Here is a 9,711-nt window from a genome sequence, read left to right on the forward strand (position 1 = left end):
GTAAATACACTCGTTTGGGATGTGTTTTACTGCCTTTTAGTTTATATATCAATAATTATCTAAAAAATGGTCTGGCTGCGGGGATTTGAACCCCGGACCTCTTCGTCCCGAACGAAGCGCGCTACCAAGCTGCGCCACAGCCAGTTAAGATTATAAATTATTATACCATAATTTTTATAAATGCAAAAGCAAATAATTATGGAAATTGTTAAATTTTCACTTGATATTAACTTTCAATAGAGTTACAATAAACACAAGTTAATAACTCGGGTTTAAATATATTTTAACAGGAGGTATTTGGAAATGAAATTAAAAAAAGGCGAAAGAATTCCAGAATTTAAGTTAAGTGATCATCAGGAAGAAGAAGTTAGTTTAGAAAAATTTGAAGGTAAAAATGTACTGCTTTCTTTTCATCCACTTGCCTGGACAAGTGTCTGCCGCAACCAGATGCAGGCTTTAGAAGAAAATTATGATCAGTTTGAGGAAAATAATACTGTTCCACTGGGGATTAGTGTTGACCCTGTTCCTTCAAAAAGAGCCTGGGCAGAAAATATTGGACTTGAAAATTTAAGACTAGTATCTGATTTCTGGCCTCATGGTGACTTTGCTTCCAAACTTGGAATATTCATTGAGGAAAAAGGAATTTCAGGTAGAGTTAATATTTTAGTTAATGATCAGGGAGAGATTCTCTGGGCTAAAGAATATGATATCCCAGAATTACCTGATATTGATGAAGTTTTAAAAGCTGTTTCTGATAACGCTTAGTTATTAATGAAATATAACTGAGAAAATGATTTAGATCAACTGCTGTTCAGCAAAATAGAGTAAAAAGTTCACAACTAATTTATTCTAAAAAAGAAATTAAGAGTTTAAAACCCTGTTTAGATAACAGGGTTTTTTGCTTGCTTTAAGATATTTATGTTATAATAAAATTTAGCCTAGGATTTATTTTATTAGTTTTAAAATTATTTTTGTCTGTGTTATTTATAAATCAATATTACTGAATGGGGAGTGATCAAATTGGAGATTTTTTTATTGATTATGCTTTTAATATTATTTGCCCTGGAAATTGCGGCAATCTTTTTGCCGGTGCTGCCTGATTCTGTTTTTTTCTGGGCTGCAGTTATTTTATACAGAATAATAAAGACAGATGTCAGCTATTCTCCTTATTTTTGGACCGGAGCAGTTTTAATTACAGTTATTATTTTTCTGGCAGATTATCTCGCCAACGCTTATTTTATTAAAAAACAGGGTGGAAGCAATAGAACGATTGCGGCAGCTGTTATTGGAATGGTAGTTGGTACAATATTTTTGGGACCTCTGGGATTTATAATTGGCCCTTTTCTTTTAATATTTATCGCTGAATACTGGCAGAGCAGAAATAAAAAGAATTCCTTTAAACTTGCTTTAAGCAGTATCTTTGCTTTTGTGGCCAGCACAGCTTCCAGGTTAGGGATGCAGCTTTTTTTGATGATCTGGTTTTTTATTGAAATTTACTAATAAGAATTTCTATTTTTTTAATGTCTAAAAATCAGCTCTATGTTTGTTAAAGAAGATAATATTAAATTTTTAATAATTTTAAATTGAGGAGACTGGCTGATGTATAAAATTTACAGCGGCAATACGGGCAGTGGTAAAACTTCAAAATTAAAAACTGAGTATCAGCAGCTGGCAGCTGAACTGGGCAGCGAAAAAATACTTCTATTTTTAAATTCAGCTCGTTCTGTCAGTCAGTTTAGAGAAGAACTGGATTTAAAGTTAATGGGGAATTTAAATATATATACCTATTTTGGCTTTGTTAATCAGCAGTTAAATAAAAACTGGCCTGCTGTAGAAAGAAAATACAGCGGCAGCAATCAGCTGATAGAGCCAACATTTATGAATATTGAAACATCTCACTTTTTAATGAGTAATTATGTGGCAAAGTACAGGAAAAATAGAGCCTATTTTCGCAGTATCAGGGCCAGGCCGGTTCAGATTGCAGTTCAGTTGATTGATAATTTGAATCTAGCTGCCTTCAATATGCTTGATTTTAAAGAGCTCAAACAGAGGTTGCTGGGCTGGACTCAGCAGGATGAAGAGCGCAGAGAATATGCAGAGCAGTCAATAGAAATAATGAAGACTTTTAGAGATTTCTCTCTTAATTACCGCTTGTTTGACTATTCTGCAGCGGTAAGTCTGTTTAATAGATATTTACTGGCCGATCAGGATTATCTTTTTAATTTAAATGAAAAATATGATTATCTTTTGGTAGATGATTTAGAGAAAATGGTTCCTGCCGGACAGGAATTAATAAAATCACTGACTGGAGCTGGGATTAACGGAATTTTCACTTTTAATGAAAGTGGAGGATTTAACCGCTTTTTTGGCGGTAACCCGGCTGCAGCCAAAAAGCGTTTTTTTAATTCCGAGGCAGAAATAGTTGAGATCAATAAAAATTATACGGCAGCCGCAGCCAGCAGTGAGCTGGCTCAGGAAATAAAGGCTGTTGTTCAGGAAAGAAAATCAAATTTAGTTCAGTCACCACTTTTATTAGAAGAAATTGACAGTGAGTTAAGAGGGGAAATGTTGATTAAAGTCGGTAAAAAAATTATTTCTCTGTTAAAAAAGGGAGTTAAAGCTGATCAAATAGCAGTTATTTCTCCTAAAATTGATAAGGTATTGAGCTTCAGCCTGCAGCAGATTTTAGAAAAAAATGGCTATCAATTGAGTAACTTTAACCGCTCCAAACGTTTAATTGATATCCCATTTGCCCGAGCCCTGCTGATTTTATATTTATTTCACTGTGAGAGGACCAATATTGTTGGAGTATCTTCTCTACAGCAGGCACTGTCCCTACTTTTAGAACTTGATCCCCTGCGCTCATATATTCTGGCAGAAGAGATTGCAGCTTCCGGGATGAAATTAATTGACCTTGATGATTCCGGGTTAAGAGATAAAATAAACTTTCAGGCTGCAGAAAAATATGATTATTTAAAAGACTGGCTGCAGGATAAAAAGGAAGAAGAACTGGAAATTGAAGTCTTTTTTCAGTTAGTTTTCAGCGAAGTTTTAGCTCCTTTAGATCCCTCACAGGAAGATATTTTTGCCTGCCGTCAGATGATCGAATCAGTTGCTCGTTTTCATCAGGCAGTGGAAAATTTTCATCAAGAAAAAGATGATTTAAGTGAGCGCTATATTAACATGATTTATGAAGGTACTCTGGCTGCTGAAACTCTATTTAAGGGTCAGGAAAAAGAGGCAGGAGTAATTTTAGCTTCACCTTATAAATTTTTATTCTCACCGGAGCTTGCCGGAGTTGATTATTTGTTTTTGCTTGATATTTCAAGCAGTGACTGGATGCAGAGTATTGCCAAAGAATTAGTAAACCCCTATATTTATACCGAGCAGTGGCAGCAGACAAATAAATGGGATGACCGTCTTGATCAAGAAATTCGTTTGAATCAGCTCAGTGATTTTTTAATCAGTTTAATTTATAAAGTTAAAAAAGGAATTTATATAGCAGATAGTTTTCTAAACAGCAGTGGTAAAGAACAGGAAGGACCACTTTACCGCTGGCTTGATGTGAGAGGAGAGTAAGGATGGATTTTAAACCAAGACCGGGACAGAAAGAAGTTTTAGAATATCGAGGGGGCCAGCTTGCAGTTCCTGCAGTTCCAGGAGCAGGTAAGACAACAGTTCTTGCTCATCTGGCGGCAGAGCTGATTGCCTCTGAGTTAAATAACGATCAAAAGATATTAATTGTAACCTATATGAATTCTGCAGTAGCAAATTTTCGCAAAAGAATTGGAGATTTTTTAGCTGAAAAAGGGCTGCCCCGGAGTCGCGGTTACAGTGTCAAAACACTGCACTCACTTGCCCTGGGAATTATTAAGGAAAAGCCAGAAGCCCGCCTAATTAATCAGGATTTTGAATTAATTGAAGCCGGCAGGCGCTACCGCTGGATAAAAGATTTAAGCCGCAAATGGGCGGCGGAAAATGGAGAGCTCCTGCAGCAGTTTTTTAATTTAGAGAAAAATAGCTATCAATTTGATAAATATTTAAAAAAATGGAAAGAAGACGATTTTCCCGCCTATGCAGCTTCAATGATCTCTTATTTTAAGCTGAAGCTGCTGGAGGGGGAAGAGCTTAAAAATATGGTTAAGTATTCAAATTTAAAGTCAGCTAATATTTTAACTCCAGCCGCAGAAATTTTTGCGGAATATGAATTTCGGATGGCCCAGGCTGGCTTACTGGATTTTGATGATCTGGTTCAGCAGAGCTTAAAACTGCTCAAAGAAGATCCAGAATTTACCGAAAGAATATCTGCTCAGTATGCCTATGTATTTGAAGATGAGGCTCAGGATTCAAATCAGGCTCAGGAGGAAATGCTTTACCTTCTGGCAGGTGAAAATAATAACCTGGTTCGAGTTGGAGACAGTAACCAGGCAATTACAGGTACCTTTACTCTTTCAGATCCTGATATTTTCCGCAGTTACTGTAAACGGGAAGATGTTGAGGTAGAAACAATGGCTGTTTCCAGCCGCAGCAGTCAGGATATTATTGATCTGGCAAATTATCTGGTTGACTGGAGCCAGGAAGAATTTTCCGAAAGAGAAGTTGAGCCTTTAGAAAAGAAGTATATCCAGCCAACTAATGCTGATGACCCGGCACCAAATCCAGAACCGGAAGGATACAGAATTGGCAGTAGAGCTTTTAATGACTGGAAAACAGAAAAGAAGTTTATTGCCCGTCAGGCTCTGCGCAAAGCGAGAGAAAACAACAAAGAGACTGCAGCAGTGCTGATGCCTACCGGCTGGCAGCTTGAGGAAATTGCAGCTGAAATTAACAGGCTGGGTGGAGAATTTCAGCTTGCCGGCAGCAGTTCCAGTGATGCATTTTTAACGGAGCTGGAGGTTATCTTAAAATTTCTAACCTCACCGGCTGCGGCAGATAATTTAAAACTTCTCTTTGCTGAAGTTTTTGGCAGAGAAAATGAAGAATTAAATCAGCTTTTAGAAGAAACTCTGACCGAAAAAGAAAACCAGGAAATAATTTTTCCACTTTCGGGTTTAAATAGAGATAATTTTGACTTAGAATTTAGAAAAAAAGATAGTTTTGATGAATTTTTTAAAAGTTTAATTCAGGTTCAGGGCTGGCTGGAAGCTTCAATGGAGCTGCCCCCAGATGAACTTGTTTTATTTCTGGCAGAGAGAATAGAGCTGACCGGTAAAAAGCTGGCTCTGGCCCAAAATCTGGCTCTAGAATTTGGCAGACTTTTAAATGAAAATCCTGCCTGGAGGCTTGATCAATTAACGGCAGAGCTGCCGGAGATTAGAGATAGAATCAAGCAGTTTGCAGATACCCTGACTGAAATGGAAGGTTTTGAGGCCAAACCCGATCAGGTAACACTTTCCACTCTGCATAAAGCAAAGGGAATGGAATGGGATACAGTTTTCATCGGCAGTTTAACCTCAAGTCATTTTCAGCATGACAATGATGATTATTTCATGGGAGAGAAATTTTATTTAAACGAAGAAATAAAAAATCCAAAAGCTTCAGCCAGAGCAGAATTAGAATATATTTTGAATGAAAAAAAAGAACGTAATGCCGATCATAAGGCCAGGCAGGAGTTAATAGCCGAAAGAGTTAGACTCCTCTATGTGGGCATTACCAGAGCTCGTAAAAACTTATTTTTAAGCACTCATCAGAAAAAAGGAAAATGGGATAAGGATCCAGCTTTTGTTTTCACTTCTTTAGAAAAATTCATTGCAGAAAAGAAAGAAAAATTTCAAACTGAGGCTCAGACTGAGGAGGTTAAATAAATGGCAGTTAATAATCTAAAAGAGCTTTATTTTTCTCAGTCTGCCCTGGCTATCTTTAATAACTGCCGGCGTCGTTTTCGTTACCGATACCTGGATGGTCTTTACTGGCCGGCTGAATGGGGAATGAACGAAGAAGTAAAAAATGATTTAAAACAGGGACGGCAGTTTCACCTGCTGGCAGAAAGATATTACAGCCAGACTCTTGGAGAAACAGTGCTCAACTCGAATCCTCTGCTTCAGTCCTGGCTCAATAGATTAAAAAAATTTTCTGCAGCTGAAAATGTGGTTTCAGCAGAACAGGAACTGAGGTTTAAAGAAGATAACTTAAAATTACTGGCCAAATATGATCTTTTAAAATACGACAGCTCAGAAAATAAATTTATAATCTATGACTGGAAAACAGATAAAAAGAGCCTTTATCAAAAAGATATTGAAAACTCGATGCAGAGCCGCTTTTATTTATACCTTTTATTTGAAGCAGGCTATGATTATTTTGCGGCTGATTATGAGCTTGAACAAATGCCTGAACTTATTTACTGGAATCCCCGTTATCCAGATCAGAGTCTGCAGATAAAATATAATCAGGATGATTTTCAGGCCGATAAAAAATATTTTCAGGAGTTGATCACTGAAATTTTAGCTGAGGTAGAATTTCCACTGACAGCTGATTTAAATAAGTGCAGATTCTGTGAGTACAGGCCAATCTGTCGGGGAGAAAAAACTGAGAGTAAAGAATTAATAGAGGAAGACTTAGATTTAAATCTTGACTGGGAGGCAGTAGAGGAAATTGAGTTTTAATAATATTTCTGGAGTTGGGGCTAAAAATATTAGTTAATATATAAAATGAGGTGAGTTTTGGCAGAATAAATTTAAAAATTTATTCTCAAACTATGTTTGAAACTAAGGAAGATTATCAGCTGCGCTATATTTACCACACCAATCAGCATAATAATGCCTATTTGATTGAGCTTAATCTGGATCAATATGATGATTTATTTAACAGCTGGGATGGCTCAGCCCTTGACCGCAGAGAACTTGATCCGGAGTTAAGTCATTTTTTAGAGAGGGCAAGCTATGAGCTGCCTTTAAAAGATAAGGTGGAGCTCTGCTTTTATCTGCCGGAGAGCAAAAAAGATGAAAAAATGGAGGCAGACTCCAGAGCTACTATTAAGAATAATTTTAGAATGAGACAATTTTTTATTGATCAGGATTTGAAGCATAATCATAAAAAAACCGCTACTTATATTGGAATGGGAATTTTATTTTTAATCACCGCCTATTTAATTCCGGAAAGTCAGGATCTATCGCTTTTAATTTCCTTATTAATGGAAGGTTTATTTGTTGGAGGCTGGGTCTTTCTCTGGGAGGCCTTTTCAATTTTCTTTTTTGGCAGCCGGGAGCTAAAAGATAAAAAGAAAAGATATTATCGCTATCTTGATTCAGATATTGTTTTTAAATACAGAAAATAAGAGGGACAGCTATGAGAATAAAAAAAGCAGCAGAGTTTGAACCCAAAAAAGAATTAGTGGATTATATCGGCAGCAGAGAACTTGCTCTGCTTGCTCAAAAGCGGGGGCTGGATTCTAAAGCAAAATTGACTCAGTTTATTGAGCCGGAGACATATTCCCCACTTGAAGTAGAAGATTTTCCGCAGATAATGGAAATTGTGGATTTTATTTTAGAACATATTCAAAAAGGAAGCCGAATTTTAATCTATGGGGACTACGATGTGGATGGAATAAGCTCTACCTCTATCTTAGTGGGTGCCTTAAGCCGTTTGAGTGATCAGATTAGCTATCACATCCCTGATCGTTTTAAAGAGGGCTACGGCCTTAATCAGGAGGTGCTGGCATCCTATCAGGAAGAAATTGATCTGGTGATTAGCTGTGACTGTGGAATCAGCAATTATGATGAGGTCAAATTTGCTAAAGAAGCCGGCATGGATTTTGTAGTTACTGACCACCATGATCTGCCGGATCAGCTACCACCAGCTGATTATGTGATCTCTCCCCGTCTACTGCCTCAAGACCATCAGGGATACTGGCTGCCGGGAGCCGGAATGGCCTATTTTTTGATTAAAGCAGTATTCAGTAAGGCAGGAAAAAAGGGAGAGGAACGAGAATTTTTAGATTTATTACTGCTGGCAATTATTGCTGATGTTGTGCCGCTTAAAGGAGAAAACCGTTATTTATTTAAAACTGGTTTAAAAGAACTCCAAAACACTAAAAGAATTGGACTGAAGGCACTCTATAATGAACTGGATATTAACCCGCTGGAGATAAATGAAAAAACACTGGGCTTTCAAATTGGGCCTTTATTAAATTCTGCCGGTAGAATTGACAGTGCAGAAAAAGGTTTAAAATTATTACTGGCAGAGGATAAAAGTCAGGCAGCCGGTCTGGCGGCCGAATTAAATCAGATTAACCAGCACCGTAAGGAAATCAGTCAGAGAATTTATTTAGAGCTAGAAAAAGAAATGGAGCCAGAGCAGCGAAAAGCTGTAGTAAGTTATGATTCTAACTGGCATCAGGGTGTTATCGGGATTGCTGCCGGCAGAATAACAGAAAACTATCAGGTCCCCGCTGTTTTGATGACTTCTAACCAGCAGAGTGAGCTGATAACAGGTTCGGCCCGCTCAATTGAAGGTATAAATATTAATAATTTAATTGCTGAGTGCTCTGATCTTTTAGAAAAACACGGAGGTCATGCAGCTGCGGCAGGGTTTTCACTCAAAAAAGACAGGCTGGAAAAATTCAAATTGAGGCTGCAGCGCTTAATCGATCAGGAATTAGAAGAAATTGATTCAGAATTGGAAATTGAAGCAGATTTAAACCTTGAACTGGCTGAGCTTACAGAAGAATTTTACCAGGGGCTGCGCCTTTTTGCCCCCTTTGGTGAGGCTAATCCGGAACCACTTTTTTATCTGGAAGGGGATATTTTAAGCAGCCGTGAAATTTCTGCCGGCCGGCATAAAAGGCTGGTTTTAGGTTCAGAAAATAATAAAATAACAGCTCTCTGGTGGTGGGCGGGAGAAATAGAAAATAACTATCGTCAGCAGTGTGCCTGCAGATTAACAGAAAATATTTATCAGGGCAACAGGAGCCTGCAGCTGGAAATAAAAGCTCTGGCTCCTCTGAAAGAAATAAGCAGAAAAGTTAAAAGTAAGCAGGATATTAAAAAACAGCTTAAAGTAATAGACTGGCGGCAGAAAGATATTTCGGAGCTGGAAGCAGGGGCAGCAGACACTGTCTATTTTGCCGAAGGTTTAAAAGAATATAATCTTTATCCTCTTATTAATCGAAACTATTATCGGGAGGCAGAAAATTTAGTTTTAGTGAGCATTCCACCTTCTCTTGCTCACTTAAAAGAAATTTTGCTTTTAACAGCCGCTAAAAAATTGTTTCTGATTAATAATGAAGAGCAGACTCTAACTGTAAATACTTTTATTAATAGATTATTATCGCTGATTAAATACAGTCTGCAGCAGGAAAATGGTATTTTTAAGCTTGAAGAGGCAGCGCTGGCCCTGGGGGCTGAAGAAATAACTGTCAAGAGGGCTCTGGAGTTTTTGCGGGCTGAGGCGATGCTCAGTTATGAATATATATCTTATCAGGAGCTTTTGATCACAAAAGGTGGAACTAAAGATCGAGGCAGGTCGAATTTGAGCAGCAGCAGTCTAAAAAAGCTTTTAAAAGAGAGTTCTGCTTTTAGAAGATTTATTAAAAATAAAGATATAGATAAGATAGAAGGGCTGCTAAATAATGCACTGAGTCGAAATGAATAGTATTCTAACTAAGTTAAGTATTTGATATCACTAGCATTGCATAAAAATATTTAAGCATTGTCAAATTTAAGTTATTGAGAACATATACTATCTACAGAATATTCAGTCACTACCTTATCCTTT

At 37.4% G+C, this 9,711-nt stretch carries 7 protein-coding genes and 1 tRNA gene; 7 read left to right on the forward strand and 1 reads right to left on the reverse strand.

The features are described from left to right. Positions 1 to 67 precede the first annotated feature (67 nt). Positions 68 to 144: transfer RNA gene (locus tag C8C76_RS04705), tRNA-Pro, on the reverse strand. Between the two features lie 159 nt (positions 145 to 303). On the opposite strand from C8C76_RS04705, the gene C8C76_RS04710 reads away from it, so the two are divergent. From C8C76_RS04710 to recJ, 7 genes are all read left to right on the forward strand, one after another. Next, the gene (locus C8C76_RS04710) at positions 304 to 765 is read left to right on the forward strand and encodes a redoxin domain-containing protein (RefSeq protein ID WP_108139115.1); all 462 of its coding nucleotides are present in this window, start codon (positions 304 to 306) and stop codon (positions 763 to 765) included. A gap of 246 nt (positions 766 to 1,011) precedes the next feature. Next, positions 1,012 to 1,500, forward strand: a complete 489-nt coding sequence (locus C8C76_RS04715) for a DUF456 domain-containing protein (RefSeq protein WP_258222419.1) — start codon at positions 1,012 to 1,014, stop codon at positions 1,498 to 1,500. A gap of 99 nt (positions 1,501 to 1,599) precedes the next feature. Then, on the forward strand, positions 1,600 to 3,579 hold the full coding sequence (locus C8C76_RS04720; protein ID WP_108139119.1) for a UvrD-helicase domain-containing protein: 1,980 nt from the start codon (positions 1,600 to 1,602) through the stop codon (positions 3,577 to 3,579). A 2-nt stretch (positions 3,580 to 3,581) separates the two neighbouring features. Continuing rightward, the gene (locus tag C8C76_RS04725; RefSeq protein WP_108139121.1) at positions 3,582 to 5,804 is read left to right on the forward strand and encodes an ATP-dependent helicase; all 2,223 of its coding nucleotides are present in this window, start codon (positions 3,582 to 3,584) and stop codon (positions 5,802 to 5,804) included. Then, complete coding sequence (locus tag C8C76_RS04730) at positions 5,805 to 6,602, forward strand: PD-(D/E)XK nuclease family protein (protein ID WP_108139123.1); 798 nt, start codon at positions 5,805 to 5,807, stop codon at positions 6,600 to 6,602. Positions 6,603 to 6,694: 92 nt separating this feature from the next. Beyond that, entirely contained in the window at positions 6,695 to 7,273 is a 579-nt protein-coding gene (locus C8C76_RS04735) for a hypothetical protein (RefSeq protein ID WP_108139131.1), read from the forward strand. An 11-nt stretch (positions 7,274 to 7,284) separates the two neighbouring features. Further along, positions 7,285 to 9,588 (forward strand): single-stranded-DNA-specific exonuclease RecJ, encoded by a 2,304-nt coding sequence (gene recJ, locus C8C76_RS04740; RefSeq protein WP_108139125.1) that lies wholly within the window; start codon positions 7,285 to 7,287, stop codon positions 9,586 to 9,588. Positions 9,589 to 9,711: the final 123 nt, after the last annotated feature.

It is taken from the genome of Halanaerobium saccharolyticum, from assembly GCF_003053565.1.
GTDB lineage: Bacteria > Bacillota > Halanaerobiia > Halanaerobiales > Halanaerobiaceae > Halanaerobium > Halanaerobium saccharolyticum_B.

Excerpts from the sequence above, each read along its gene's own strand:
- C8C76_RS04710 (WP_108139115.1), top strand. The coding sequence starts at position 304 with ATGAAATTAAAAAAAGGCGAAAGAATTCCAGAATTTAAGTTAAGTGAT.
- C8C76_RS04720 (WP_108139119.1), top strand. The coding sequence starts at position 1,600 with ATGTATAAAATTTACAGCGGCAATACGGGCAGTGGTAAAACTTCAAAA.
- C8C76_RS04725 (WP_108139121.1), top strand. The coding sequence starts at position 3,582 with ATGGATTTTAAACCAAGACCGGGACAGAAAGAAGTTTTAGAATATCGA.
- C8C76_RS04730 (WP_108139123.1), top strand. The coding sequence starts at position 5,805 with ATGGCAGTTAATAATCTAAAAGAGCTTTATTTTTCTCAGTCTGCCCTG.
- C8C76_RS04735 (WP_108139131.1), top strand. The coding sequence starts at position 6,695 with ATGTTTGAAACTAAGGAAGATTATCAGCTGCGCTATATTTACCACACC.
- recJ (WP_108139125.1), top strand. The coding sequence starts at position 7,285 with ATGAGAATAAAAAAAGCAGCAGAGTTTGAACCCAAAAAAGAATTAGTG.